The organism is Streptomyces sp. NPDC107765, from assembly GCF_055657085.1.
Genome location: NZ_JBVKBL010000015.1, coordinates 133,270 through 159,817, shown reverse-complemented (window position 1 = coordinate 159,817; position 26,548 = coordinate 133,270). Strand labels below are relative to the sequence as shown.

The following is a 26,548-nucleotide window of genomic DNA, read 5'->3' as shown; positions in this document are numbered from 1 at the left end:
GTGGCTGTTCCGAAGCGGAAGATGTCGCGCAGCAACACGCGCCACCGCCGGTCGCAGTGGAAGGCTGCGGTCCCCACCCTGGTGGCGTGCGAGCGCTGCCACGAGCCGAAGCAGCAGCACATCGCGTGCCCCGCTTGCGGCACCTACAACAAGCGCCAGGTCCTCGAGGTCTGAGCGGCTGGTGACAGGCACTGTGTCTAGCCCCAAAAAGGCGGAAGACGCCCATTCGGCATCCCGCAAGCGCGGGGAGGAAACGGCTCCGGCGGACACAGCCTCGTCCCACACGCTTCTGGAAGGGCGGCTCGGGTACCAGCTCGAGTCCGCCCTTCTGGTGCGTGCGCTGACGCACCGCTCGTTCGCATACGAGAACGGCGGTCTGCCCACCAACGAGCGGCTGGAGTTCCTCGGGGACTCGGTGCTCGGCCTGGTGGTCACGGACACGCTGTACCGCATCCACCCCGACCTGCCCGAAGGCCAGCTGGCCAAACTGCGGGCCGCGGTGGTCAACTCGCGTGCGCTCGCCGAGGTGGGGCGCGGCCTCGACCTCGGTGCCTTCATCCGCCTCGGACGGGGCGAAGAGGGCACGGGCGGCCGGGACAAGGCCTCCATCCTCGCCGACACGCTGGAAGCGGTGATCGGCGCGGTCTACCTCGACCAGGGTCTCGACGCGGCAGCGGAGCTGGTGCACCGGCTCTTCGACCCGCTCATCGAGAAGTCCTCCAGCCTGGGCGCGGGCCTGGACTGGAAGACCAGCCTCCAGGAACTCACCGCGACCGAGGGTCTCGGCGTCCCGGAGTACCTGGTCACCGAGACCGGCCCGGATCACGAGAAGACCTTTACTGCTGCCGCCCGCGTCGGTGGTGTCTCGTACGGCACCGGCACCGGCCGCAGCAAGAAGGAAGCCGAGCAGCAGGCGGCGGAGTCCGCGTGGCGCGCCATCCGCGCCGCGGCGGACGAAGCGGCCAAGGCGGCGGCCTCCGGCGACGCCGTGTCGCCGAGCCCGGACGGATCGGCTCCCCTCACCACCGCCGACGACGGCTCGTCGTCGGCACACTGAAGCACCTCTTCTGACCCCGTCCGGGGCGACCGCGCGTCGCCCCGGACGGGGTCAGAAGTCTTTCCCGCCCGTCGACGCTGGCCCGTCGACGTGCCGCCCGCTCGCCCGTCGTCGTTCCGAGGAGTCCGTCGTGCCCGAGCTGCCCGAGGTCGAGGTCGTCCGCCGCGGATTGGAGCGGTGGGTGGACGGCCGCACCATCGACGACGTCGAGGTGCGGCATCCGCGGGCGATCCGCCGGCACACGGCCGGGGCGGAGGACTTCGCGGCCCGCCTCACCGGGCTGCGCCTGGGGACCGCGCGCCGCCGCGGCAAGTACCTCTGGATCCCGGTGACCGGCGGTACCCCCGCCGCGCAGACCGCCGCCCAGGGCATCGCGCCGCTCGTCACCCCCGACGTGACCCACGGCCTGGCGGTCCTCGCCCACCTCGGCATGAGCGGCCAGCTGCTGGTCCAGCCGCACGACGCGCCGGACGAGAAGCACCTGCGGATCCGGCTGCGGTTCGCCGACGACCTGGGGACCGAACTCCGCTTCGTCGACCAGCGCACCTTCGGCGGCCTGTCGCTGCACGACACCGTGCCCGGCGACCCCGACCAACTGCCCGACGTCATCGCGCACATCGCCCGCGACCCGCTCGACCCGGCCTTCGACGACACCGCCTTCCACGACGCGCTGCGCCGCCGCAGGACCACCGTCAAGCGGGCGCTGCTCGACCAGACGCTGATCAGCGGCGTCGGCAACATCTACGCCGACGAGGCGCTCTGGCGCAGCAAGCTGCACTACGACCGGCCGACCGCCACCTTCACCCGCCCGCGCACCGCCGAGCTCCTCGGGCACGTACGGGACGTGATGCGCGCCGCGCTGGCCGTCGGCGGCACCAGCTTCGACAGCCTCTACGTCAACGTCAACGGCGAGTCCGGTTACTTCGAGCGCTCGCTGGACGCCTACGGCCGCGAGGACGAGCCCTGCCGCCGCTGCGGTACGGCGATCCGCCGCCGGCCGTGGATGAACCGCTCCAGCTACTTCTGTCCGCGCTGCCAGCGGCCGCCGCGCCGCTGAACGGTTCCGCGGCGGGCGCTTCCGCCAAGGACGCTTTGAGGCTGGCGGCTCAGCGCGCGGCGTGCTCGGCGTCGTAGCGCTCCTGTGCCCGCAGTATCTGCGGCATCCGGTCCTCCACCAGGTCGATCAGCGCCCGGAGTTGGCGGGCGACCTGGTGTCCCAGCGGGGTCAGTGCGTAGTCCACCCGCGGCGGGTTGGTCTGCTGCGCCTCGCGGTGCACCAGACCGTCCCGCTCCAGCGCGTGCAGGGTCTGCGACAGCATTTTCTCGCTCACCCCGTCGACCCGGCGCCGCAGTTCGTTGAACCGGAACGTCCCGTCGAGCAGCGCGCCCAGCGTCAGGCTGCCCCAGCGGTCGGTGATGTGCTTGAGCGTGTCGCGGGAGGGGCAGTTGCGCGCGAACACGTCGTAGGCGAGGTCGTCCGGACAGCCGCCGGTGGCCGCCCCGTTCGTCTGGTCCGCGGTCTCGGTCGTCGCCATCCTCACACCATACTCCGCGATAGCGCTCACTGCTGGAGAGCGCTACCTGATCGGCATGCGCTATCTTCGGGGTTGCACTTTCGAAAAGTTAGTGCTTTTCTCGGTGTAGACGCCCCGGCGACCACCGCCCGGGGCCCTGTCCTCCGAGGAGACCCCGTGACCACCCCTGCTCTGCCCGCGCCCGTCGTCTCGATCGCCTACCACTCCGGTTTCGGCCACACCGCCGTCCTCGCCGAGGCCGTCCGGGCCGGCGCCGCCGAGGCGGGTGCCACCGTGCACCTGATCAAGGTCGACGAGATCACCGAGGCCCAGTGGGAGCAGCTCGACGCCTCCGACGCGATCGTCTTCGGCTCGCCCACCTACATGGGGACCGCCTCCGGCGCGTTCCACGTCTTCGCCGAGGCGACGTCCGCGCGCTGGGCGACCCGCGCCTGGCAGGACAAGATCGCGGCGGGCTTCACCAACTCCGCCTCCAAGAGCGGCGACAAGCTGCACACCCTGCAGTTCTTCACGGTGCTCGCCGCCCAGCACGGCATGACCTGGGTCGGCCTCAACCTGCTCCCGGGCTGGAACTCCTCCACCGCGTCCGAGAACGACCTGAACCGGCTGGGCTTCTTCCTGGGTGCCGCCGCCCAGTCGAACAACGACCAGGGCCCCGAGGGCGTCCACAAGGCCGATGTCGCCACCGCCGAACACCTCGGCCGCCGTATTGCCGAGCAGGCCCGGGTCACCCTCGCGGGCCGCGCCGCGCTGTCCGCCTGACCGGCGCGAGCGGGACTCTCCGCCCGACCGGCACGGGCGCGGAGCCTCGACGCCCGCGCGGCCAGGGCCTCTGACCAGCACCTTGGTCACAGGCCCTGGCCCGTTGCCGGCCCTTCCCCGGACCGCGTGGTCACCAGCCCTTCCCCCAGAACGGCTGCAGTACGGAGGCGACGCCCGACAGCACCGCGACGATGCCGCCGACCGTCGCCAGGGCGGACGTCGCGTTGGGGAACAGCTCCCTCGCCAGCTGGCGCCACCGATCCCGCACGACGACCAGCTTGAACTTCTGCCACTTGTGCTGGCGGAGATGGCAGCCCATCAGCACTCCCCTGCTGTTGTTGCGGCACGTCCCCTCCCGTCCCGAGGCGCCACACCACGCCGGGATCCGGAAGAAGAAGTACACCGTGCTCAGCGCCGAGAGGGTCAGCAGCACCCCCGGTCCGAACGCAGAGGTCAGCCAGGCCGCGATGAGCACCGCGAAGACCGCCCACCCCCAGTACTTCCCCAGTCCCTTCATGGACGGCGAAGTTACCGGGGCGTCGGTGGGCATATTCAGGGCGCATGCACGGCGCACCAGCGCGCCTCCGGGAGCGCGGGTGCAGGTCAGGAGCGGGCCGGGCGCGGGTCGGAGGCCGAAGAAGGGGAGGGGCGGATACCCCAGGTGGACGTCAGCGAAGGGCGTGCAATGTCGTCCAGTGGGAACGCATGGATCAAACGCATGGATCAGGGGTGGCCGAGGCATCTTCGCCGGTGACGGGAGGCAGGCCATGACGGACCCGGGTGGCCCTCAGGAAGCGGTTGCCAGGGCCCTCGACGCCCTCGGCGCGGGGGCTTATCTGGTGGATGACCAGGGTTCCATCGTCGCCGTCAACGCGCGCGGCGAAGCGCTGCTGGGCCGTTCCGCCGCAAGCCTGATCGGCCAGGACGCCCACGAACTGCTGCACCGCACCAGCTCAGGGGAACCCGTGCCGAGGGACCGGTGCCGGATGCGGAAGAGCGTCCTCGACGGGCGCACGGAGCAGGGCGGCGACGAGTGGCTCGAGCGGGGCGACGGCACGCTCCTGCCGGTGGAATGGCTGGCCACTCCCTGTGACACCGATGTCCGCCCGTCGGCCACGCTCGTCCTCTTCCACTCCGCAGGACGTCCCGAACGCCCCGCCCAGCGGTCACCGGCCGGCGGACGGCTCTCCGAATGGGAACGGCTCGCCCTGCTCGCCGAGACGACCACCCTGCTCACCTCCACCCTGGACATCCACGAGGCGCTGCGCCGCCTGATCAAGCTCGTGGTGCCCCTCCTCGCCGACTGGGCCGTCATCGACCTGATCAGCGAGCAGGACGAAGTGTGGCGCTTCACCGTCGCCCATGCCGAGGGCGGCACCGTGACGTTCCGGGAGGACCTCCAAGGGCCCATGCCGCCGGTGCCGCAGGAGTCCCCGATGCCCCTCTCCCGCGCCCTGCGCGGCGTGGCGTCCTCCCTCGCCGGCCCGGAGACCTATCAGGGACCGCCCGACTCCGGCATTGCCGTGGAGCAGCGGCGCCTGTTCGACGCGACCGGTATGCACTCGGCGATCGTGGTCCCCCTCCGCAGCCTGCACGACGTGCTGGGCGCCCTCACCCTCGGCCGTGCCGACCAGCCCGAGCGGTTCACCGCGACCGACACCGCCCTGCTGGAGGACATCGCCCGCCGCGCCAGCCTCGCCCTGGAGAACGCCCGCCTCTACCAGCGCCAGCGCAAGGTCGCCGAGACCATGCAGCGCCATCTGCTGCCGAAGCTGCCGCACACGCCGGGCCTCAGCATGACCGCCCGCTATCTGCCCGCCCCGGATGCCTCCCAGGTCGGTGGCGACTGGTATGACGCGTTCACCTTGATGGACGGCGCCACCGCCCTCGCCGTCGGCGACGTCGTCGGCCACGACCTGGACGCGGCGGCCGGCATGGCCCAGCTGCGCAACATGCTCCGCGCGTACGCCCTGTCCCAGCAGAAGCCGCCGAGCAAGGTCGTGGAATGGCTCGACCGGGCGACCCTGGACATCGCGGAGGTCTCCATGGCCACGCTGGTCTTCGCCCGCATGAGTGAGAACGACGCCGGCCGGTGCGAGCTGTCCTGGACCAACGCGGGCCATCCCCCTCCGCTCCTGGTCACCCACGACGGCGTGGCCCGCTATCTGACCGACGGCCACGGGGTCCTGCTGGGCGTCGCGCCCGAGCAGGCCCGCCCCGACGCGCTGGTGGAGTTTCCGCCCGGGGCGACCCTGCTCCTCTACACGGACGGCCTGATCGAGTCCCCCGGTCACTCCCTGGGCGAGGGCCTGGACCACCTGCGCCGGCATGCCGCGTCCCTGGCCCACCGCCCCTTGGAATCCTTCACCGACCAGTTGCTGGCACGGGCGCGCCCACCGGACAACGACGACGACGTGGCCCTGCTGGCCGTACGGTACGGGCCCGGCTCGTTGCGACCCGGGCACCACCTCGCGGGCCTGTACCCACCCGATGCCGGCGAGTGAGCCCCGTCCCCGGGCCGCCCGCTGCCCCACGGCCGTCTCAGAAGCCGAAGTCCTGCGTCCACCACGGCCCGCCCGGCCCGAAGTGGGCGCCGACGCCGAGGGTCTTGTACTCGCAGTTGAGGATGTTGGCGCGGTGGCCGGGGCTGTGCATCCAGGTGTCCATGACGGCCTGGGCGGTGGCCTGGCCGCGGGCGATGTTCTCGCCGCCGAGGCCGCTGATGCCCTGGGCCTCGGCGCGGTCCCAGGGGGTGTGGCCGTCGGGGTCGGTGTGGCCGAAGAAGCCGCGGCGGGCCATGTCGTCGCTGAACCGCTGGGCGAGGGAGGCCAGTTCCGGGTCGGCGGTCACGGGGGAGCAGCCGGCCCGGGACCGCTCCTGGTTGACCAGGGCCAGCACCTGGGCCTCGGCCGACGACTCGCTGCCGGTGCCGTCGGAGGCGGACGCGGTGGGCCGCGGTGTCGCGGACGCGGCCGCGGACGCGGCGGCCGACGGGTGGCCGGTTGGTGCGGCGGAGCCGGGTGAACCGGCCTTCCGGGTGGGGGATTTGGCGGGGCGGTGCGGCGAGGGGGAGGTCGTCGGGGTGGTGGGGCCGGTGGCGCCGGGGACCGCGGCGCGGGCGCTGCCGCGGCTGGCCGGGAGGGTGGCGCGATCGGTGGGGGACACCGAGAGGGTCCCCTGCGGCGCGGTGGCCTCCGGCAGGGCGCCGGCCCGTACGCGCTCGCCGGGTCCGTCGCCCGTACCGCCGTCGAAGTGGCTGCCGCCCGGGATCAGTCCGGAGGCGACCGCCACGGCACCCATCGCCACTGCCGCGGAGGCGCCGAGCAGGCCGGTGCGCACGGGTGCCGCACCGCGTGCGCGGGCCGCACGGTGCGAGCGGCGCCGCGCCGGGCCGTCCGGTCCGGCGGCCGGCACCCTTGCCGTCGGGGCGTCAACAGACCGCGGGCCGGGGGCTGCCGGCAGGGGATTCGCAAGACGTCGATGGCGGCCCATCCGGTGTCTTCCTTCCGTCCTCAGCGTCAACACGCTCACCCGTAAGGGTGAGTTTCGCTGTCGGGGGACTGTACGCCATGACGCATGGGGCCGAAGTGCCCGTTGAGCAATTGGCCGGTTAACGTGCACACATGGAAGAAGAGGTGCGCGTGACCGCATGGGTACGGGGGCGGGTGCAGGGTGTGGGGTTCCGCTGGTTCACCCGTGCGAACGCCCTGCGAATCGGTGAACTCAGCGGATTCGCGAGCAATCTCGACGACGGCCGCGTCCAGGTCGTCGCCGAGGGCACGAAGGACCGTTGCGATCAGTTGCTCGATTGGCTGCGGACCGGTGACACGCCCGGGCGAGTAGACGGAGTCACTGAGATATGGGCCACGCCGCGCGGCGGTTACGACGGCTTCGAGATCCGCTGATACCGGCCACCGGGACCGGCCGTACGGCCGCTGTCCGCGATCTTGGCGGTGCGTCTTCGTCAGCTGCTTACGGGAGATAAGCGCTGGTGGTTGCCAACTCGGCCGACCCGTGCAAGGCTGCCGCTGTACGGATGATCTCCACGCCCCCGCGGGACCTTTCTGGGGAGTCGGCGCAGCGCCCTCGCGGCCGCGCACTCTCAGGTGCCCGAGGATACGGGGCGTGATCGTGTTGACCGTCCAACCGTTTGGTGAGACTCTGGAATCCCCGCGCACCTTAGCTGTTTGGCATTGAGTACACCAGAGAATGACAAGCCGCGGGTGCGGAATCCCTCACGACCCACACCGCTTCGGTCGGTCACTCATTGTGGAGGACCATCCATCATGGCAAAGGCGCTTCTCGGTTACGTCGGCGGCTCCGACCCCCGAGTCCTCTCCGAGATGCGACGGCTTCAGCAGCGCGTCCAAGACCTTGAATCCGAGCTCATCCGGATGCAGGCCGAAAACGACATGCTGTCCGCTGCCGCACGTCGCGACGACTCGATGCTCGACATCGACGTACCCCAGGCGGAGCCCGCGCTCACCTGACCCGACGAGGGCCGGTAGGGCTGCTTCCCAGCCGCTTGAGGCACCGCTCTCATCAAGATCTGCAAGGGACGCTTCGGCGTCCCTTCGTCGTTTCCCGGCTCTTCGTCCGCCGTCCGGCACTTCTCGTGATGGATACCGTCCGCGATCAATGCGGCCTGTGATCGATACGGCCGATCCGGCCGGGCCGCCCCTCCCTTACCGCATGATGTGCCCTTCGCTTTCCGCGGTGAAACCGAAAATGAACGGCGCGGTATCTGCAGGTGCCGGGGCACGTCCCGGGGGCGGGGGCCGGCGGCGGAATGTTGGGGTGGTCCGTCAAGGGGCGGCCGGTAGAGTCCAACGGCGTGCACCTCAAGAGTCTGACCCTGCGAGGCTTCAAGTCCTTCGCCTCCGCCACGACGCTCCGGTTCGAACCGGGAATCACCTGTGTCGTGGGCCCCAATGGTTCCGGCAAGTCCAATGTCGTGGACGCGCTGTCCTGGGTCATGGGTGAGCAGGGCGCGAAGTCGCTGCGCGGCGGGAAGATGGAGGACGTCATCTTCGCCGGGACGACCGGGCGGCCGCCGCTCGGCCGGGCCGAGGTCTCGCTCACCATCGACAACTCCGACGGTGCACTGCCGATCGAGTACGCCGAAGTCACCCTCACCCGGATCATGTTCCGCAATGGCGGAAGCGAGTACCAGATCAATGGGGACACCTGCCGGCTGCTCGATATCCAGGAATTGCTCTCCGATTCCGGTATCGGCCGGGAGATGCACGTCATCGTCGGACAGGGCCAGCTCGATTCCGTTCTGCACGCCGATCCGATGGGCCGCCGGGCCTTCATCGAAGAGGCGGCCGGCGTCCTCAAGCACCGTAAGCGCAAGGAAAAGGCGCTGCGGAAGCTGGAGGCGATGAAGGCCAATCTCGCCCGCGTCCAGGACCTGACCGACGAGCTGCGGCGGCAGCTCAAACCGCTCGGCCGGCAGGCCGCGGTCGCCCGGCGCGCCGCCGTCATCCAGGCCGACCTGCGGGACGCCCGGCTGCGGCTGCTCGCCGACGACCTCGTCACGCAGCGTGCCGCGCTGCAGGCGGAGATCGCCGACGAGGCGGCGCTCAAGGAGCGCAAGCAGGCCGCCGAGGAGCGGCTGCGCACCGCCCAGCGCCGGGAGGCGGCCCTGGAGGAGCAGGTCGCCGCGCTCACCCCGCGGGTGCAGCGCGCCCAGCAGACCTGGTACGAGCTGTCGCAGTTCGCCGAGCGGGTGCGCGGCACGATCTCGCTGGCCGAGGCGCGGGTCAAGAGCGCCACCGCGGCCCCGCCCGAGGAGCGGACCGGGCGAGACCCGGACGACATGGAGCGGGAGGCGGCCCGGATCCGCGAGCAGGAGGCGGAGTTGGCGGCCGCCCTGGAGGCGGCGACCCGGGCGCTGGAGGACACCGTCGAACACCGTGCCGCGCTGGAGCGGCAGTTGGCGGACGAGGAGCGGCGGCTGCGGGACCTGGCCCGGGCCATCGCGGACCGCCGCGAGGGCCTGGCCCGGCTCAGCGGCCAGGTCACCGCGGCCCGCGGCCGGGCCGCCTCGGCCCAGGCGGAGATCGGCCGGCTCGCCGAGGCCAGGGACGACGCCCGACAGCGGGCGGCCGCGGCCCAGGAGGAGTACGAGCAGCTCAAGGCCGAGGTCGAGGGGCTGGACGCGGACGACGAGGAGAGCGCGGCCCGGCACGACGCGGCCCGCCGGGAGCTGGCCGAGGCGGACGCCGCACTGACCGCCGCCCGGGAGGCGCTGACCGCGGCCGAGCGCAAGCGCGCGGCGACCGCCGCCCGGCACGACGCGCTCGCCCTCGGGCTGCGCCGCAAGGACGGCACCGGCGCCCTGCTCGCCGCGTCCGAGCAGCTCAGCGGGGTGCTCGGGCCGGCCGCCGAGCTGCTGACCGTCACGCCCGGCTTCGAGGTCCCGGTGGCCGCCGCGCTCGGTGCGGCGGCGGACGCGGTCGCGGTCAGCGACCCCGCCACCGCCGCCGACGCCATCCGGCTGCTGCGCAAGCAGGACGCCGGGCGGGCGGCGATGGTGCTGGGAACCGGCGGAGCGGAAACGGGGACGGTGCCGGCGCAGGGCGGGGCGGGGGACGCCGCCGCGGCCGCCGTGCACCGGGTGCCCGGGCCGCGCGCGGAGCCCGTACCGGCCGGTCAACTGGTCCAGGGGCCGGCGGAGTTGACGGCCGCGGTGGCCCGGCTGCTGCGGGACGTCGTGGTCGTCGGGACGCTGGAGGACGCCGAGGACCTGGTGGCCGCGCGGCCGGAGCTGCTGGCCGTGACCGGTGAGGGCGATCTGCTCGGGGCGCACTTCGCGCACGGCGGCTCGGCCGGTGCGCCGAGCCTGCTGGAGGTGCAGGCCTCCGTCGACGAGGCGGCCGCCGAGCTGGAGGCGCTGGCGGAGCGCTGCGAGCGGCTGGCCGAGGAGCAGCGGGCCGCGGAGGCGCGGCGGGCGGAGTGCGCCGCGCTGGTCGAGGAGCTGGCCGAGCGGCGGCGGGCCGCGGACCGGGAGAAGTCCAAGGTCGCCGGGGACCTGGGGCGGCTCGGCGGGCAGGCCCGGGCGGCCGCCGGCGAGGCCGAGCGGGCCGCCGCGGCGGCCGCCCGGGCGCAGGAGGCGCTGGTCCGCGCCACCGAGGAGGCCGAGGAGCTGGCCGAGCGGCTGGCGGTGGCCCAGGAGGAGCCGGGCGTCGGCGACGAGGAGCCCGACACCTCCGTACGGGACCGGCTGGCGGCGGACGGGGCCAACGCCCGGCAGACGGAGATGGAGGCCCGGCTCCAGGCGCGTACGCACGAGGAGCGGGTCAAGGCGCTGGCCGGGCGGGCGGACGCGCTGGACCGGGGAGCGCGCGCGGAACGGGAGGCGCGGGCGCGGGCCGAGCGGCGGCGCGCCCGGCTGCGGCACGAGGCGGCGGTGGCCGGGGCGGTGGCGTCCGGGGCGCGGCAGCTGCTGGCGCACGTCGAGGTGTCGGTGGTCCGGGCCGAGGAGGAGCGGGCCGCCGCGGAACGGGCCAAGGCCGAGCGGGAACAGGCGCTGGTGGCGGAGCGGAACGCGGCCCGGGACCTTACGTCCGAGCTGGACAAGCTGACGGACTCGGTGCACCGGGGCGAGGTGCTCGGTGCCGAGAAGCGGCTGCGGATCGAGCAGCTGGAGAGCCGGGCGCTGGAGGAGCTGGGGGTGGAGCCGGCCGCGCTGCTGTCCGAGTACGGCCCGGACCAGCCGGTGCCGCCGTCGCCGCCGGCGGAGGGCGAGACGCTGCCGGACGACCCGGAGCATCCCCGCAACCAGCCGGTGCCCTACGTGCGGGCCGAGCAGGAGAAGCGGCTGCGGGCCGCCGAGCGGGCGTATCAGCAGCTCGGGAAGGTGAACCCGCTGGCCCTGGAGGAGTTCGCGGCGCTGGAGGAACGCCACCAGTTCCTCAGCGAGCAGCTTGAAGACTTGAAGAAAACCCGGGCCGACCTGTTGCGGGTGGTCAAGGAGGTCGACGAGCGGGTGGAGCAGGTCTTCACCGAGGCGTACCACGACACCGCGCGGGAGTTCGAGGGCGTCTTCGCGCGGCTCTTCCCCGGGGGCGAGGGGCGGCTGGTGCTCACCGACCCGGACGACATGCTGGCGACCGGCGTGGACGTCGAGGCCCGGCCGCCGGGCAAGAAGGTCAAGCGGCTGTCGCTGCTGTCGGGCGGCGAGCGGTCGCTGACCGCGGTGGCCCTGCTGGTGTCGATCTTCAAGGCGCGGCCCAGCCCGTTCTACGTCATGGACGAGGTCGAGGCGGCGCTGGACGACACCAATCTCCAGCGGCTGATCCGGATCATGGAGGAGCTGCAGGAGAGCTCCCAGCTCATCGTGATCACGCATCAGAAGCGCACGATGGAGGTCGCGGACGCCCTGTACGGGGTATCCATGCAAGGGGACGGCGTCTCGAAGGTCATCAGTCAGCGACTGCACTGATCGCAGCGCGTGTCCGACGTGGCATCAGTTCCTGATCAATTCACAAGTTGAATGAACCGTCCCGTAAACCGCGGGGAAACAAATCCATCTCGGCCTATTGACTTCGAAACTTGAAGGCATAGTCTCTGCAACGTTGCTTTTACCTTCAAGTGGTGGGTACCCCCAACCTATGCACCACTAGAAGGGCCAGCCCCCTACGCCCGGCAGCGCAGCCGGGCCACTGGAGTTCACGTTGACCAGCACCGCGCACCCGACGGTTCCGGAAGGCCGCAAGGCCCACCCCGAACACCTCGGCCATGTCATCTTCATCACCGCGGCTGCCGCGATGGGCGGCTTCCTCTTCGGCTACGACAGTTCCGTGATCAACGGCGCCGTCGAGGCGATCCGCAGCCGTTACGACGTCGGGTCGGCCGTCCTGGCCCAGGTGATCGCCGTCGCCCTGATCGGCTGCGCCATCGGAGCCGCCACCGCCGGCCGGATCGCCGACCGGATAGGACGCATCCGGGTGATGCAGATCGCCTCGGTGCTGTTCACGGTCAGCGCCGTGGGGTCCGCCCTGCCGTTCGCGCTGTGGGACCTCGCCCTCTGGCGGATCATCGGCGGCTTCGCGATCGGTATGGCCTCGGTCATCGGCCCGGCCTACATCGCCGAGGTCTCGCCGCCGGCCTACCGCGGCCGCCTCGGCTCCTTCCAGCAGGCCGCCATCGTCATCGGCATCGCCGTCTCCCAGCTCGTCAACTGGGGCATCCTCAACCTCGCCGACGGCAAGCAGCGCGGCACCATCGCCGGCCTGGAGGCCTGGCAGTGGATGCTCGGCGTGATGGTCATCCCGGCCGTCCTCTACGGCCTGCTGTCCTTCGCGATCCCCGAGTCGCCGCGCTACCTGATCTCCATCGGCAAGACGAGCCGGGCCAAGGAGGTGCTGGCCGAGGTCGAGGGCCACACCGTCAACCTCGACACCCGGCTCGCCGAGATCCAGGAGGCGATGCGCCGCGAGCACAAGTCGAGCTTCAAGGACCTGCTCGGCAAGGTGGGCTTCCTGCCGATCGTCTGGGTCGGCATCGGCCTCTCGGTCTTCCAGCAGCTGGTCGGCATCAACGTGGCGTTCTACTACTCCTCGACGCTGTGGCAGTCCGTCGGCATCAACCCCCAGAGCTCGTTCTTCTACAGCTTCACCACGTCGATCATCAACATCATCGGCACCGTGATCGCGATGATCTTCGTCGACCGGATCGGCCGCCGCCCGCTGGCCCTGATCGGCTCGGTCGGTATGGCCGTCTCGCTCGGCCTGGAGGCATGGGCCTTCTCCGCCAAGACCGCGGCCGGCACCCTGCCGACCACCGAAGGCACCGTGGCCCTGATCGCCGCCCACGTCTTCGTGCTCTTCTTCGCCCTCTCCTGGGGCGTGGTGGTCTGGGTCTTCCTCGGCGAGATGTTCCCGAACAAGATCCGCGCCGCCGCGCTGGGCGTCGCCGCCTCCGCGCAGTGGATCGCCAACTGGGCCATCACGGCCAGCTTCCCGAGCCTGTCCGACTGGAACCTCTCGGGTACCTACGTGATCTACATGTTCTTCGCCCTGCTCTCGATCCCCTTCGTGCTCAAGTTCGTGAAGGAGACGAAGGGCAAGGCGTTGGAGGAGATGGGCTAACCCCCCCGCCAGCCCACTCCTCGGTGCAAGCTGTTGCCCCGGACCGACAGGCGGTCCGGGGCATCAGCTTTTCCGTCCCCCGGCCGCTCCGCCCGTCGTACGGAACGCCCGCCGGTACGCCGCCGGTGTGGTGTGCATCGCCTGCTGGAACCGGCGCCTGAGATTGGTCGCCGAGGACAGGCCCACCCGCACCGCGATCGCCTCGACGGGCAGATCGGTCTCCTCCAGCAGAGCCCGGGCCGCGGTGATCCGCCGGCCCAGCAGCCACTGACCGGGACTGGTGCCGAGCTGCTCGGCGAACCGGCGGGCCAGGGTCCGCGCGGAGACCCGCAGCCGCTCCGCCATGTCCTCCACCGACACCGGCTCGGACAGCCGCTCCGCAACCCACTCCAGCAGCGGGGCCGGCGACCGCTCCATCGCCGGCGCCGGGTCGATCCGGTCCTGCGCGGGCGGGGCCGCGTACTGGGCCTGGCCCCCTTCCCGGTGCGGCGGCATGACCATGTGCCGGGCGATCCGCGCCGCGTGGGCCGCGCCGTGGTCGCTGCGTACCAGATGCAGACAGAGATCGACCCCGGCCGCCGCGCCCGCACTCGTCGCCACGTCGCCGTGGTCGATGTACAGCACCCCGGCGTCCACCTCCAACTCCGGGAAACGGGCCGCAAGTTCGGCCGCCCGCGCCCAGTGGGTGGTCGCCGTTGCGCTTTGCGGTGCCTCCCACGTAGCTGTCTGCGGCGCCGCGGGTGTTTCTCGCCGTTGCGCCTGCGGCGGGCTGGGTGGGTGTTGGGTGCGGTGACGGGCCTGCGGGGCCGGTTGTGTGGACTGCTGACGCTTTACGTCCACACAACCGGCCCCTCCGGCCCGTCCCCTCCCGTTGGGGAAGGGAATGCGGTGCGTGGGGGCGGGCGTTGGGGCATGCAAGGGGCCCTGGGTACCCGTAGGGGACGGTCGAACAGATCCCGTAAGGGTCGCGAGGGCCCCCTGCGGGGCCACAACCCGACGGCTGGGCGAGGCATTCCCAATACCGCACGACACCAGGTGCTCGCTCAACAACGCGCGCCCCCACTCACCCGCACACTCCCCCAACGGGAGGGGACGGGCCGGAGGGGCCTTGTTCGTGGACGTAAAGCGCCAGCAGTCCACGAACAAGGCCCCGGAGGTCCGTCACCGCACCCGACACCCACCCAGCCCGCCGCAGGCGCAACGGCGAGAAACAACCGCGGCGGGACGGCCAAGTACGTGCGGGGCGCCGCAAAGCGCAACGGCGAGATGACCCGCGGCGCCGCAGACGGGTACGTGGGCAGAAGCGCCTACGGCGCAAGCCGCGTCAGCACATGCTCCGCGAAGAGGTGCAGCGAGCGCCACCCCTCGTCCACCGGCATCCCGCCGCACAGCGGATGCAGGATCAACGAGCCCTCCGTGCCCGCGCGTTGGGCAAGCGCGAGGCACTCGTCCGGAGTGACGACCCGGTAGACGCCCTCCTTGCGCAGCGCCTCTATGTCCGTCGCCGCCGAACGCACCGCGGACCGGATGCCCGCGGACTGCCAGGAGGCGTAGGTCCGCGCCTCGTGCAGCAGATGGCCGCCGTACTCGGCCCAGGTGCGGTCCGGGTCCTCGGAGACGTGCAGCAGGCAGGTCCGCTCGGGGGGCTGCAGCACCCAGCCCTCGGTGCCGTGGAGGGCGCGCTGCTCGTGGTAGTACGCCTCCAGCGCGGGCAGGCGGGCGCTGGGGAAGAAGGGGAGGCCCAGCCGGGCGGCGCGTCGGGCCGCGGCCCGTGAGCTGCCGCCGATCAGCAGCAGCGGGTGCGGCCGGGTGAACGGGCGCGGGGTGACCCGGACCGTACGCCCCCGGTAGCTGAACGGTTCGCCGGTCCAGGCGGACAGCAGGGTGCCGAGCACCTCGTCCTGGAGCGCGCCGCGGCCGGCCCAGTCCTTGCCGTGCGCCGCGTACTCCTCGGGCCGGTAGCCGATGCCCGCGACGGTGACCAGCCGGCCGCCGCTGAGCAGGTCGAGCGAGGCGAGGTCCTCGGCGAGCCGGAGCGGGTCGTGCAGCGGGGTGATCAGCGCGGAGACCGTCACACCGATCCGGCGGGTGGCTCCGAAGACGGCGCCCGCGAAGGTGAGCGGCGAGGGCATCCAGCCGTTGCCGGTGGCGTGGTGCTCCTCGGTCTGGACCATGGTGATGCCGCGGTCGTCGGCGAAGGCGGCCATCTCGACGGCGGCCCGGTAGCGGGCGGCGAGCGAGGCGGCGGTGGGCGCCGGGTCGACGAGGTTGATGCGCAGGACCGTGACGGGCCGGGCGGGCGGTGCGGCCGGGGCGGACCGGACACCGGGCGCGGTGCCGGACGTGGGGGCGTCGGACGTGGCGCCGGGCATGGTGTCGGACTGGGCAGCGGACATGGCAACGTCCCCTTCGCCAAGGACGGTTGGCGAAGGGGACGTTAGCTGACGTGGCGTCAGGTGGCCAGGGGGCGGGAGCGTTCCCGCGGCCCGCCGTGAGGCCGGCGGCTCAGCTCACCTCGGCCGGCTGCCGGGCCTCGGCCGGCGTCTCGGCACCGGACGCCGGGACGGACTCCTTCGCCGCCGGCAGGACCGCGAAGACCGCCGCGGCGATCGCGATCGTGGCCGCCCAGCCCAGACCGTTCTGGCCGATCCAGGTCGTCGCCAGCGGGCCGGTGAACCACTGGACCTTGGTGAAGCACAGGCCCGCGGCCAGCGCGACCGCCCAGGCGGTCATGGCCTGCCAGCAGAAGCCGCCGGCGTACCAGTAGCGGCTGGTGCGGCCGGTGTCCATCAGGCCGGCGGAGTCGTAGCGCACCGCGAGCTTGCGGCGGCGGAACATGTCGACGCCGTAGACGCCGATCCAGGCGGAGAAGGAGACCGCGAGCAGCGTCAGGAAGGCGATGAACTGCCCGATGAAGTCCTTGGCCACCAGCATCATGAACAGCCCGCCGATCAGGCTGATGGCGGCGTTGATGCTGACCGCCAGGGCGCGCGGCAGCTTGACGCCCATGGTCTGCGCGGTGAAACCGGCCGAGTACATCGACAGGCTGTTGATCAGCATCATGCCGATCAGCGCGGTGATCAGGTACGGGATCGCGATGGCCCGCGGCAGGACCTGGCCGAGGAAGGACATCGGGTCGGTGTTCTGGCTGGCCAGCTCCGGGTTGGAGACCGCCATCACGCCGCCCAGGAGCACCATCGGGATCAGCACCAGCGCCGCGCCGGAGATGGTCGTGCCGACGATCTTCTTGCCGGAGGCGGAGTGCGGGAGGTAGCGCGCGAAGTCCGGGCCGGTGGGGACCCAGCTGATGCCGCCGGCGGCGATGGTGCCGATGCCCGCGATCATCAGGGTGGTGGAGCCCGGCGACTTGTGCAGGATCGAGCTCCACGGCGCGGTGGCGACCAGGTAGACCAGCACGACCACGCTGATCGCGCTGAACAGGTACGTCGAGTACTTGTTGCACACGTTCAGCGCCTTGCGGCCCATACCGCTCACCAGGAACGTACAGGCGACGAAGGCCAGCAGGGTTACGACGACCAGGACGTTGTTGGCCTCGATGCCGAACACCAGGTGCAGCACGGTCAGGATGGCGTACGCGCCGGTGACCGCGTTGATCGTCTCCCAGCCGAAGCGGGCGACCCACAGGATCGCGCCCGGGAAGTAGTTGCCCCGGACGCCGAAGGCGGCCCGCGAGAGCATCGCGCCCGGGGCGCCGCCCCACTTGCCGGAGACCGACAGCAGCCCGACCATGCCGAACGAGACGGCGGAGGCGATCGCGGCGACGATCAGCACCTGCCAGAAGTTCAGGCTGTTGTTGATCACCAGCGAGGCCCCCATGGTGAGCAACAACACGCTGATGTTGGCGGCGACCCAGGTCGGGAAGAGTTCGCGGACGCGTCCGCGGCGCTCGTGATCCGGGACGGGCTCGATGCCGCGGGTCTCGACGGCGCCTTCGGTTTCGGGACGGGACGTGGACGTGGTGCTGGTGCCCATAGGTGCAGCTATCTCCGTGCGGGGATCTGGGGGGCACCCCCGGGGGAGGAGGTGCAGGCAGCGGCTGTGGTGCCTGGCCAGAGTGTGTGGTTGCCAGGACTCTACGCGCGTTGCGCGGCCGTCCACCATCGTACTTTGATCCAACTTCTGCCGTTCTGCACCGTTGGATCCCTCAACGAAGACGAGTGTCACCCACACTCGTCGAAGGGTCCAGTCGGACCCCGGCGACCCGCCTCCGGGCCGGTCTCGGCGGGAGCCGGGATGCGGCGCGTGAGGCCCCCGCCGACGGGGCGTGGCTGATACTGGAGGGGTTATGGAATACGTCATCCTTGCTGTAGTCATCGCCGTGGTCGTGCTCGGCGCGATCAGCGGGCTCGTCGTCAGCGGCCGCAAGAAGAAGCAGCTGCCGCCGCCCCCGCCGGCCACCCCCCAGCCCTCCGTCACCGCGCCCCCCGCCGAACCCGCCGTCGGCGAGGAGGCCGACGCCCCCAGCGACGAAGAACGTCGCACCATCGAGGACGTCACGCTGCCCACCGCCGAGGCCCCCGCGGCCGAGGCACCGGCCGCCGAGCCCGAGGCGCCCGCCGCGCCCCCCGTGGAGGTCCCCGAGCCCACCGCCGGCCGGCTGGTCCGGCTGCGCGCCCGGCTCTCCCGCTCGCAGAACACCCTCGGCAAGGGCCTGCTGAACCTGCTCTCCCGCGAGCACCTCGACGAGGACACCTGGGAGGAGGTCGAGGACATCCTCCTCACCGCCGACGTCGGCGTCGCCCCCACCCAGGAGCTCGTCGAGCGGCTGCGCGAGCGGGTCAAGGTCCTCGGCACCCGCACCCCCGACGACCTTCGTGAACTCCTCCGCGAGGAACTGCTCGCGCTGATCGGCCCGGACCTCGACCGGACCGTCCACACCGCCAACGGCATCGGCAACGGCGGCGACGAGATCCCCGGCGTCGTGATGGTCGTCGGCGTCAACGGCACCGGCAAGACCACCACCACCGGCAAGCTCGCCCGCGTCCTGGTCGCCGACGGCAAGTCCGTCGTCCTCGGTGCCGCCGACACCTTCCGCGCCGCCGCCGCCGACCAGCTGCAGACCTGGGGCGAGCGGGTCGGCGCCCGTACGGTCCGCGGCCCCGAGGCCGGCGACCCGGCCTCGGTCGCCTACGACGCGGTCAAGGAAGGCATCGCCGAAGCCGCCGACGTCGTCCTGATCGACACCGCCGGCCGGCTGCACACCAAGACCGGCCTGATGGACGAGCTCGGCAAGGTCAAGCGGGTCGTCGAGAAGCACGGCCCGGTCGGTGAGGTGCTGCTCGTCCTGGACGCCACCACCGGTCAGAACGGCCTGGTCCAGGCCCGGGTCTTCGCCGAGGTCGTGGACATCACCGGCGTGGTCCTCACCAAGCTCGACGGCACCGCCAAGGGCGGCATCATCGTCGCCGTCCAGCGCGAGCTGGGCGTCCCGGTCAAGCTGGTCGGCCTGGGCGAGGGCGCGGACGACCTGGCGCCGTTCGAGCCGAAGGCGTTCGTGGATGCGCTTATCGGCGACTAGCGCGCCCGTCCGTGCGGACCTCGCAGCGCCCCGGTACGCGGGCCCGGCTCCACGGCCGGCCGCACCGGGGCGCTTCGCATGTCCGGCCCGTACCGGACGCCGCTGCGCGCCGGCCGTCGCGGCTCAGCCGTACAGCGGCGCGCGGTGGCACACATAGGCCAGCGTCCCCAGCAGCAGCCGGGCCTGCGGGGGCCGGCCCGCGGTCTCCAGGGCCGGCGGGCGCAGCCAGCGCATCGGGCCCAGCCCGCCGTGGTCGGACGGCGGCGCGGTGACATGGGCCCCGGGGCCGAGCGCCCGCAGGTCGAGCGCGGCGTCGTCCCAGCCCGTCCGGTACAGCAGATCGGGGAGCTCGGCGGCCGCACCCGGGGCGACGAAGAACAGCGCCCGGCCGGTCGGGGCCAGCGCGACCGGGCCGAGCGGCAGCCCCATCCGCTCCAGCCGCGCCAGCGCGTGCCGGCCCGCGGCCTCCGGTACGTCGAGCACGTCGAAGGAGCGGCCCACCGGCAGCAGGACCGCGGCTCCCGGGGTCTCCGCCCAGGCCGCGGCGGCCTTCTCCAGCGTGGCCCCGGCCGCCAGCTCCCCGGCGAACTCCAGCGGATGGGCACCGGGCGCGGAGCAGTCCGGTGCGCCGCACGAACAGTCCGGACGGCCGCCGGCGCTGCGGGCCGCCCGGGCACCGGGGACGACGTCCCAGCCCCACAGCCCGGTGTACTCCGCCACCGCCGTGATCTCGGTCGAGCGGGCGCGGCGCCGGGAGACGGCACGCCTCTCCCGGATACCGCCGATCGTGAAGCCCATACCCCCTCCAACGGGTGGTGCCTGGCAGTGGTTACGAGTCGGTGGGTTGACGACGGGCGCCCTGCACGCTCCGTCCACGGCCCGCGGGGCCGGTGGTGTGTCGTGGCGCGCCGGGTGGTGCGCAGTGCCGCGGGAGCCGCTGCGTGCTTCGTTCCGCCCGGACGTGTTCGACCTGTGTCAAGTCAATCGCGAGAGCAGCGCCCGGAGTTCATCCGAAGGGGTGGCGAATGGTGGCGTTTCCGCGATCGCCCTCGCGGGGGGCGTGATCGTAGGATTACTTTCAGTGCCTGAACCCCGGAGGGGCATCGTTCGCACGGGTATGCCGGTGGCAACGCACCGGTCGAGCACAGGCCAAAAGGTGTGGCCGGAATCCGTGATCGGGTAGATGTACCCCGGACAGGCGTCGCAACGGCCCACCGCCTGTGGGTCGTTCGCGCGGCGGCACCGTTCAGCAGGCGACGCAGCGAGCACGCACCAGGCACCAAGCAGCAATCGGGATGGGGGCTTCCAGTGGGCGGCAACGGCGGCACGGGCGGCACCGACGCCGTCAAGAAGCCCAACGCGCAGTTGGGTTCGTGGTTCATGCGCAGCGGTTGGTCCAAGGGCGAGCTCGCCCGCCAGGTCAACCGCCGCGCACGGCAGATGGGCGCACACCACATCAGCACCGACACCTCCCGGGTGCGCCGGTGGCTCGACGGCGAGCAGCCGCGCGAGCCCATCCCCCGGATCCTGTCCGAGCTGTTCTCCGAGCGCTTCGGCTGCGTCGTCGGCATCGAGGAGCTGGGCCTGCGCTCCGCGCACCAGTCCCCGTCCGTCTCCGGCGTGGACCTCCCCTGGGCCGGGACCCAAACGGTCAACCTCATCAGCGAGTTCTCCCGCAGCGACCTGATGCTCGCCCGCCGCGGCTTCCTCGGCACCTCGCTCATGCTCGCCGCCGGACCCAGCCTCATCGAGCCGATGCAGCGCTGGCTGGTGCCGGTCCCGGTGTCCCCGGGCGGCGCCGACCCGCAGCCCGACCGCGCCAGGCGGCCGGTCCGGCTCTCCAAGCCCGAACTGGACCTGCTGGAAGCGACGACCGCGATGTTCCGCCAGTGGGACGCCCAGTGCGGCGGCGGACTGCGGCGCAAGGCCGTCGTCGGCCAGCTCCACGAGGTCACCGACCTCCTCCAGGAGACGCATCCGGAGCCGGTCACCAAGCGGCTCTTCAAGGTCGCCGCCGAGCTCGCCGAACTGGCCGGCTGGATGAGCTACGACATCGGGCTGCAGCCGACCGCGCAGAAGTACTTCGTGCTGGCGCTGCACGCCGCGAAGGAGGCCGGCGACCGCCCGCTGGGCTCGTACATCCTCTCCAGCATGAGCCGCCAGATGATCCACCTCGGCCGGCCCGACGACGCCCTGGAGCTCATCCACCTCGCCCAGTACGGCAGCCGGGAGACCGCCACCCCGCGCACCCAGGCCATGTTGTATGCGATGGAGGCCCGCGCCTACGCCGGCATGGGCCAGCCCAGCAAGGTCAAGCGGGCCGTGCGGATGGCCGAGGACACCTTCTGCGACGTCACGCCCGGCGAGCCCGAGCCGGACTGGATCCGGTTCTTCTCCGAGGCCGAGCTGAACGCCGAGAACGCCCACTCCTACCGCGACCTGGCCTACGTCGCCGGCCGCAGCCCCACGTACGCCTCGCTCGCCGAGCCCGTCATGGAGCGGGCCGTGGAGCTGTTCGGCAAGGACCCCGAGCACCAGCGGTCCTACGCGCTCAACCTCATCGGGCTGGCGACCGTACGGCTGCTGCAGAAGGAGCCGGTGGCCTGCGCGGAGATGGCGCAGAAGGCCATCCCGTTCGCCCGGCAGGTCCGCTCCGAGCGGGTCAACACCCGGCTGCGGAAGACCGTGGACACCGCCGCCCGGGAATTCGGCGGGGTCGCCGAGATCATCCGGCTCAGCGACGACCTCGCCCGCTCCCTCCCGGAAACCGCGGAGGCCGTCTGACCGGCCCCGCCCCCAGGACACCGGCCGCGGCCGCCGCCCCGTACACCCCGACTCGGCTCCCCCCTGCCAGGTCACGCGGGCGGCGGACCGCGGCCGGGTTTGTTTGTGCGCCCGAGCCGGCGCCGCTCCCGCGGAGGCGGTTGCCCGCGGTGGGGCGTACTCCGGGGGAGGGCGGGGGGTGCGTGGCGTGTTTCTTACGGCTGAACGGGTGAATGCAGGGTCGACCGTGGAGTTCACCGGGGCGTAACACCGCGGCGGTGTTCGTCACTGCGGTGAAACACCGGCAAGGTTTGGCCGAAACCACCCTGCGACAACCTCATCGCGAAGTCGGCCCACCAGAAACACGCCCGCACGGGCCGCATCGACGACGAGGAGACGCCGATGCCCCCAGGCATCCTGACTATCGCGGCAGACAAGGTGACGCTCAGCCCGGCCAACACCGGGTTCATGCTGGTCTGCTCCGCACTGGTGATGATCATGACCCCCGGGCTCGCCTTCTTCTACGGCGGCATGGTCCGGGTCAAGAGCGTGCTGAACATGCTGATGATGAGCTTCATCAGCCTGGGCATCGTCACGATCCTGTGGGTCCTGTACGGCTTCGGACTCGCCTTCGGCACCGACGCCGGCGGCTTCCTCGGCTGGAACGGCTCGTTCGCCGGCCTCAGCGGCATCGGCCTGACCCAGCTGTGGGGGGCCACCACCATCCCGATCTACGTCTTCGCGGTCTTCCAGCTGATGTTCGCGATCATCACGCCCGCGCTGATCAGCGGTGCGCTCGCGGACCGGGTGAAGTTCACCGCCTGGGCGCTGTTCATCACCCTGTGGGTGACCGTCGTCTACTTCCCCGTCGCCCACTGGGTCTGGGCCGAGGGCGGCTGGCTCTTCGACCTTGGCGTGATCGACTTCGCCGGCGGTACGGCCGTCCACATCAACGCCGGTGCCGCGGCGCTCGGCGTCATCCTCGTCGTCGGCAAGCGGATCGGCTTCAAGAAGGACCCGATGCGGCCGCACAGCCTGCCGCTGGTGATGCTCGGCGCGGGCCTGCTGTGGTTCGGCTGGTTCGGCTTCAACGCCGGCTCCTGGCTCGGCAACGACGACGGCGTCGGAGCGGTCGCCTTCGTCAACACCCAGGTCGCCACCGCCGCCGCGATGCTCGGCTGGCTCGCCTACGAAAAGCTCCGGCACGGCTCCTTCACCACCCTCGGCGCGGCCTCCGGCGCGGTCGCCGGACTGGTCGCCATCACCCCGGCCTGCGGCTGCGTCAGCCCGCTCGGCGCCATCGCGGTCGGCGTGATCGCCGGTGTGCTGTGCGCGATGGCCGTCAACCTGAAGTACAAGTTCGGCTACGACGACTCCCTCGACGTGATCGGCGTGCACCTCGTCGGCGGCGTCACCGGCTCCCTGCTGATCGGCCTGTTCGCCACCGGCGGGGTGCAGAGCAAGGCCAAGGGCCTGTTCTACGGCGGCGGCTTCGACCAGCTCGGCAAGCAGACCGTCGGAGTGGTCTGCGTACTCCTCTACTCCCTCGTGGTCAGCTACCTCCTTGCCAAGGTCATCGACCTGGTGATGGGCTTCCGGGTCAGCGAGGACGAGGAGATCTCCGGTATCGACCAGGCCGCGCACGCGGAGACCGCGTACGACTTCACCGGCGCGGGCGGCGGCACCGCGGCCCGCAAGGGACCGGCACTCGGCGAGGCCCTGACGAAGAAGGTGGACGCGTGAAGCTCATCACGGCAGTAATCAAGCCGCACCGGCTGGACGAGGTGAAGAACGCCCTGCAGGCCTTCGGGGTGCACGGTCTGACCGTCACCGAGGCCAGCGGCTACGGCCGGCAGCGCGGGCACACGGAGGTGTACCGCGGCGCCGAGTACACCGTCGACCTGGTGCCCAAGATCCGGATCGAGGTGCTCGTCGAGGACGCGGACGCCGAGGAACTCGTCGACATCGTCGTCAAGGCGGCCCGCACCGGAAAGATCGGCGACGGCAAGGTCTGGAGCATCCCGGTCGACGACGCGGTGCGCGTCCGCACCGGCGAGCGCGGGCCGGACGCGCTCTGACGCACCCGGGACGGCCGGCCGTCCGCCGCCCGTTGGCGGCGGAGGGCCGCCCGCCCGGCCGCGGCCCGGACCCGGGCATGCGGGCGTGCCGAGGACACGCAGGGCGGCGGCCCGGCGTACGGCGGGGGCCACGGGGCAGGCGGGGGACGACACGATCAAGGAGCCGTTGAGTTGACCGACAGCGACGAGGCCACGACACGACCGGCCGCAGCGTCCCGACAGGACGGCGGGCTCGCGGACGGCGGCGGGTACCCCGCGGCCAGGGTGCGGCTCCTCCAGGACGAGAAGATCACCGGACCCGACCGCCGCGCCGCCCTCGCCCGGCTCACCGACGAATGGCTGGCCGGCCTGCTGACCCGGCACGCCACCGCCGCCGGCCTGTCCGGCACCGCACTCGTCGCGGTCGGCGGCTACGGCCGCGGCGAACTCTCCCCCCGCAGCGACCTCGACCTGCTCCTGCTCCACGACGGACGCGCCGACCCGCGCGCCCTGGCCGCGCTCGCCGACCGGCTCTGGTACCCCGTCTGGGACCTCGGCATGGCCCTCGACCACTCCGTCCGCACCCCCGCCGAGGCCCGCCGGGCCGCCCGCGACGACCTCAAGGTGCAGCTGGGGCTGCTCGACGCCCGCCACCTGGCCGGCGACGCGGAACTGAGCGCCCGGCTGCGCTCCACGGCGTACGCCGACTGGCGCGAGAGCGCCCCCAAGCGGCTGCCGGAGCTGCACGCCCTGTGCCAGGAGCGCGCCGAGCGCCAGGGCGAACTGCAGTACCTCCTCGAACCGGACCTCAAGGAGGCCCGGGGCGGGCTGCGCGACGCCACCGCGCTCCGGGCGGTCGCCGCCTCCTGGCTGGCCGACGCACCCCGCGGCGGCCTGGAAGCCGCCCGCACCCTCCTCCTCGACACCCGCGACGCGCTCCACCTCACCACCGGGCGCGCCACCGACCGGCTCTCCCTCCAGGAACAGGACCAGGTCGCCGCCGCCCTCGGGGTGCTCGACGCGGACGCCCTGCTCCGCCAGACCTACGAAGCCGGACGCACCGTCTCCTACGCCGCCGACGTCACCTGGCGCGAGGTCGGCCGGGTCCTGCGCGCCCGCGCCGTCAAGCCCGTCCTGCGCGGTCTGCTGACCGGCCGCACCGCCGGCAAGGGGGAGCGCTCACCGCTCGCCGAGGGCGTCGTCGAACTCGACGGGGAAGCAGTGCTGGCCCGCACCGCCCGCCCCGAACGCGACCCGGTGCTGGTCCTGCGCGCCGCGGCCGCCGCAGCCCAGGCCGGACTGCCGCTGGCCACCGCCGCGATCCGCCGCTGCGCCACCGCCCTCGCCGGCCGGCCGCTGCCCGAGCCCTGGCCCGCCGAGGCCCTGGAACAGCTGGTCACGCTGCTCGGCGCGGGCGCGCCCACGGTGCCCGTATGGGAGGCGCTGGAGGCCGAGGGCGTCATCACCCGGCTGCTGCCCGACTGGGAGCGGGTCCGCTGCCGCCCGCAGCGCAACCCCGTCCACACCTGGACCGTCGACCGCCACCTGGTCGAGACCGCCGTACGGGCCGCCGCGCTCACCCGCCGGGTGCACCGCCCCGACCTGCTGCTGGTCGCCGCGCTGCTGCACGACATCGGCAAGGGCTGGCCCGGTGACCACTCGGTGGTCGGCGAGACCATCGCCCGCGACATGGCCGCCCGGCTCGGCTTCGACGCCCGCGACACCGCGGTGATCGCCACGCTCGTCCGCCACCACCTGCTGCTCGTCGAGACCGCCACCCGGCGCGATCTGGACGACCCGGAGACCGTCGGCGCGGTCGCGGACGCGGTCGGCACCACCCGCACCCTGGAGCTCCTGCACGCCCTCACCGAGGCCGACGCGCTGGCCACCGGGCCCGCCGCCTGGAGTGCCTGGCGCGGCGGACTCGTGGCCGATCTGGTGAAACGGGTCGCGGCACGGCTCGCCGGGGAATCCGAGGCGGAACCGCGCGGCGCCGAGGGGCCGACCGCGGAACAGGAACGGCTGGCCATGGAGGCCGGACGCACCGGCGGCCCGGTCCTCGCGCTGCGCACCCGCGCCGAGCCCCCCGCCGAGGACGCGCCCGCGGCAAGCGGCCCGGAACCGGTCGGCGTCGAGCTGCTGATCGCCGTCCCCGACCAGCCGGGCGTGCTGCCCGCCGCCGCCGGGGTGCTGGCCCTGCACCGGCTCGCCGTGCGCGCCGCCGACCTGCAGCTCCTGGACCCGATCGGCGACGGCCCGGTGCTGCTGCTCAGCTGGCGGGTGGCCGCCGAATACGGCTCACTGCCCGAGGCCGACCGGCTCCGCGCCGACCTGGTCCGCGCCCTGGACGGCTCCCTCGACGTCCCGGCCCGGCTCGCCGAGCGCGAACGGGCCTACGCCCGCCGGGCCCGTGCCGTACCCGCCCCGCCACCCCGGGTCACCGTCGCCGCCGGCAGCTCCCGCACCGCGACCGTCATCGAGGTACGCGCCCACGACGCGCACGGCCTGCTGCACCGCATCGGCCGGGCCCTGGAATCCGCCCGGGTCGCGGTCCGCAGCGCCCACATCAGCACCCTGGGCGCGGACGCGGTCGACGCCTTCTACGTCACCAGCACCGACGGCGCACCCCTGACCGACGCGGCGGCCCACGAGGTCGCGGCGGCGGTGGAGGCGGCGCTGCAGTAGCCGCAGGGACCGGTGCGGGGGAGCGGGCGGGCCGGAGCCCCGTGAACGGGGCG

The 26,548-nt window shown here is 72.5% G+C and carries 20 protein-coding genes and 1 pseudogene; 14 read left to right on the top strand and 7 right to left on the bottom strand.

Features of this window, described 5'->3' with window-relative positions; all coding sequences use genetic code 11:
* The 3 genes from rpmF (at position 1) to mutM (ending at position 2,114) form a co-directional block, all read left to right on the top strand.
* Positions 1-174 (top strand): 50S ribosomal protein L32, encoded by a 174-nt coding sequence (gene rpmF, locus ACZ7MX_RS31055; protein WP_028802425.1) that lies wholly within the window; start codon positions 1-3, stop codon positions 172-174.
* Positions 175-181: 7 nt separating this feature from the next.
* Positions 182-1,057, top strand: a complete 876-nt coding sequence (gene rnc, locus ACZ7MX_RS31050) for a ribonuclease III (protein WP_472136860.1) — start codon at positions 182-184, stop codon at positions 1,055-1,057.
* Between the two features lie 130 nt (positions 1,058-1,187).
* Positions 1,188-2,114 carry a bifunctional DNA-formamidopyrimidine glycosylase/DNA-(apurinic or apyrimidinic site) lyase gene (gene mutM / locus ACZ7MX_RS31045; protein WP_472136858.1) on the top strand — a complete coding sequence of 309 codons (927 nt, stop codon included), beginning with the start codon at positions 1,188-1,190 and terminating at the stop codon, positions 2,112-2,114.
* Positions 2,115-2,163: 49 nt separating this feature from the next.
* On the opposite strand, the gene ACZ7MX_RS31040 is transcribed toward mutM, so the two are convergent.
* Positions 2,164-2,592, bottom strand: a complete 429-nt coding sequence (locus ACZ7MX_RS31040; protein WP_472136856.1) for a winged helix-turn-helix transcriptional regulator — start codon at positions 2,590-2,592, stop codon at positions 2,164-2,166.
* A 171-nt stretch (positions 2,593-2,763) separates the two neighbouring features.
* Between ACZ7MX_RS31040 and ACZ7MX_RS31035 the strand changes: the two genes are divergently transcribed.
* Positions 2,764-3,354, top strand: coding sequence for a flavodoxin family protein (locus ACZ7MX_RS31035; protein ID WP_199816414.1), 591 nt, complete (start codon positions 2,764-2,766; stop codon positions 3,352-3,354).
* A 130-nt stretch (positions 3,355-3,484) separates the two neighbouring features.
* Here the strand turns inward: ACZ7MX_RS31035 and ACZ7MX_RS31030 are convergent, their stop codons facing one another.
* Complete coding sequence (locus ACZ7MX_RS31030) at positions 3,485-3,871, bottom strand: hypothetical protein (RefSeq protein WP_472136854.1); 387 nt, start codon at positions 3,869-3,871, stop codon at positions 3,485-3,487.
* A gap of 250 nt (positions 3,872-4,121) precedes the next feature.
* Here ACZ7MX_RS31030 and ACZ7MX_RS31025 point away from each other — a divergent pair, with 250 nt between their 5' ends.
* Positions 4,122-5,858: a PP2C family protein-serine/threonine phosphatase gene (locus ACZ7MX_RS31025; protein ID WP_472136852.1), complete on the top strand. Its 1,737-nt coding sequence runs from the start codon at positions 4,122-4,124 to the stop codon at positions 5,856-5,858.
* Positions 5,859-5,895: 37 nt separating this feature from the next.
* Here the strand turns inward: ACZ7MX_RS31025 and ACZ7MX_RS31020 are convergent, their stop codons facing one another.
* Entirely contained in the window at positions 5,896-6,846 is a 951-nt protein-coding gene (locus ACZ7MX_RS31020) for a CAP domain-containing protein (RefSeq protein WP_472136850.1), read from the bottom strand.
* 131 nt (positions 6,847-6,977) lie between these two features.
* Here ACZ7MX_RS31020 and ACZ7MX_RS31015 point away from each other — a divergent pair, with 131 nt between their 5' ends.
* From ACZ7MX_RS31015 to ACZ7MX_RS31000, 4 genes are all read left to right on the top strand, one after another.
* Positions 6,978-7,259, top strand: coding sequence for an acylphosphatase (locus ACZ7MX_RS31015; protein WP_472136848.1), 282 nt, complete (start codon positions 6,978-6,980; stop codon positions 7,257-7,259).
* 381 nt (positions 7,260-7,640) lie between these two features.
* Entirely contained in the window at positions 7,641-7,844 is a 204-nt protein-coding gene (locus tag ACZ7MX_RS31010; RefSeq protein ID WP_006602857.1) for a hypothetical protein, read from the top strand.
* Between the two features lie 344 nt (positions 7,845-8,188).
* Positions 8,189-11,803: a chromosome segregation protein SMC gene (smc, locus tag ACZ7MX_RS31005; RefSeq protein WP_472136846.1), complete on the top strand. Its 3,615-nt coding sequence runs from the start codon at positions 8,189-8,191 to the stop codon at positions 11,801-11,803.
* A 232-nt stretch (positions 11,804-12,035) separates the two neighbouring features.
* Positions 12,036-13,451 carry a sugar porter family MFS transporter gene (locus tag ACZ7MX_RS31000; RefSeq protein ID WP_472136844.1) on the top strand — a complete coding sequence of 472 codons (1,416 nt, stop codon included), beginning with the start codon at positions 12,036-12,038 and terminating at the stop codon, positions 13,449-13,451.
* A gap of 63 nt (positions 13,452-13,514) precedes the next feature.
* Here the strand turns inward: ACZ7MX_RS31000 and ACZ7MX_RS30995 are convergent.
* The 3 genes and pseudogenes from ACZ7MX_RS30995 to ACZ7MX_RS30985 all read right to left on the bottom strand — a co-directional run.
* Positions 13,515-14,144, bottom strand: a pseudogene (locus ACZ7MX_RS30995) (GlxA family transcriptional regulator); the annotation flags it as partial.
* A gap of 614 nt (positions 14,145-14,758) precedes the next feature.
* Positions 14,759-15,847 (bottom strand): LLM class flavin-dependent oxidoreductase, encoded by a 1,089-nt coding sequence (locus tag ACZ7MX_RS30990; protein WP_472136843.1) that lies wholly within the window; start codon positions 15,845-15,847, stop codon positions 14,759-14,761.
* Between the two features lie 109 nt (positions 15,848-15,956).
* Positions 15,957-17,444: a purine-cytosine permease family protein gene (locus ACZ7MX_RS30985; RefSeq protein ID WP_472136842.1), complete on the bottom strand. Its 1,488-nt coding sequence runs from the start codon at positions 17,442-17,444 to the stop codon at positions 15,957-15,959.
* A gap of 313 nt (positions 17,445-17,757) precedes the next feature.
* Here ACZ7MX_RS30985 and ftsY point away from each other — a divergent pair, with 313 nt between their 5' ends.
* Entirely contained in the window at positions 17,758-18,990 is a 1,233-nt protein-coding gene (ftsY, locus tag ACZ7MX_RS30980) for a signal recognition particle-docking protein FtsY (RefSeq protein ID WP_472136840.1), read from the top strand.
* A 123-nt stretch (positions 18,991-19,113) separates the two neighbouring features.
* On the opposite strand, the gene ACZ7MX_RS30975 is transcribed toward ftsY, so the two are convergent.
* Positions 19,114-19,788 (bottom strand): bifunctional DNA primase/polymerase, encoded by a 675-nt coding sequence (locus ACZ7MX_RS30975; protein ID WP_472136839.1) that lies wholly within the window; start codon positions 19,786-19,788, stop codon positions 19,114-19,116.
* A 510-nt stretch (positions 19,789-20,298) separates the two neighbouring features.
* On the opposite strand from ACZ7MX_RS30975, the gene nsdA reads away from it, so the two are divergent.
* The 4 genes from nsdA (at position 20,299) to ACZ7MX_RS30955 (ending at position 26,495) form a co-directional block, all read left to right on the top strand.
* A complete protein-coding gene (nsdA, locus tag ACZ7MX_RS30970; protein WP_472136838.1) occupies positions 20,299-21,774 on the top strand; it encodes a transcriptional repressor NsdA in 1,476 nt (491 codons plus the stop codon).
* A 381-nt stretch (positions 21,775-22,155) separates the two neighbouring features.
* Positions 22,156-23,496, top strand: coding sequence for an ammonium transporter (locus ACZ7MX_RS30965; RefSeq protein WP_472136837.1), 1,341 nt, complete (start codon positions 22,156-22,158; stop codon positions 23,494-23,496).
* Positions 23,493-23,831 (top strand): P-II family nitrogen regulator, encoded by a 339-nt coding sequence (locus ACZ7MX_RS30960; protein ID WP_030802420.1) that lies wholly within the window; start codon positions 23,493-23,495, stop codon positions 23,829-23,831. Before ACZ7MX_RS30965 ends, ACZ7MX_RS30960 begins: the two co-directional genes overlap by 4 nt.
* Before the next feature lie 264 nt (positions 23,832-24,095).
* Positions 24,096-26,495, top strand: coding sequence for a [protein-PII] uridylyltransferase (locus ACZ7MX_RS30955; RefSeq protein WP_472136944.1), 2,400 nt, complete (start codon positions 24,096-24,098; stop codon positions 26,493-26,495).
* Positions 26,496-26,548: the final 53 nt, after the last annotated feature.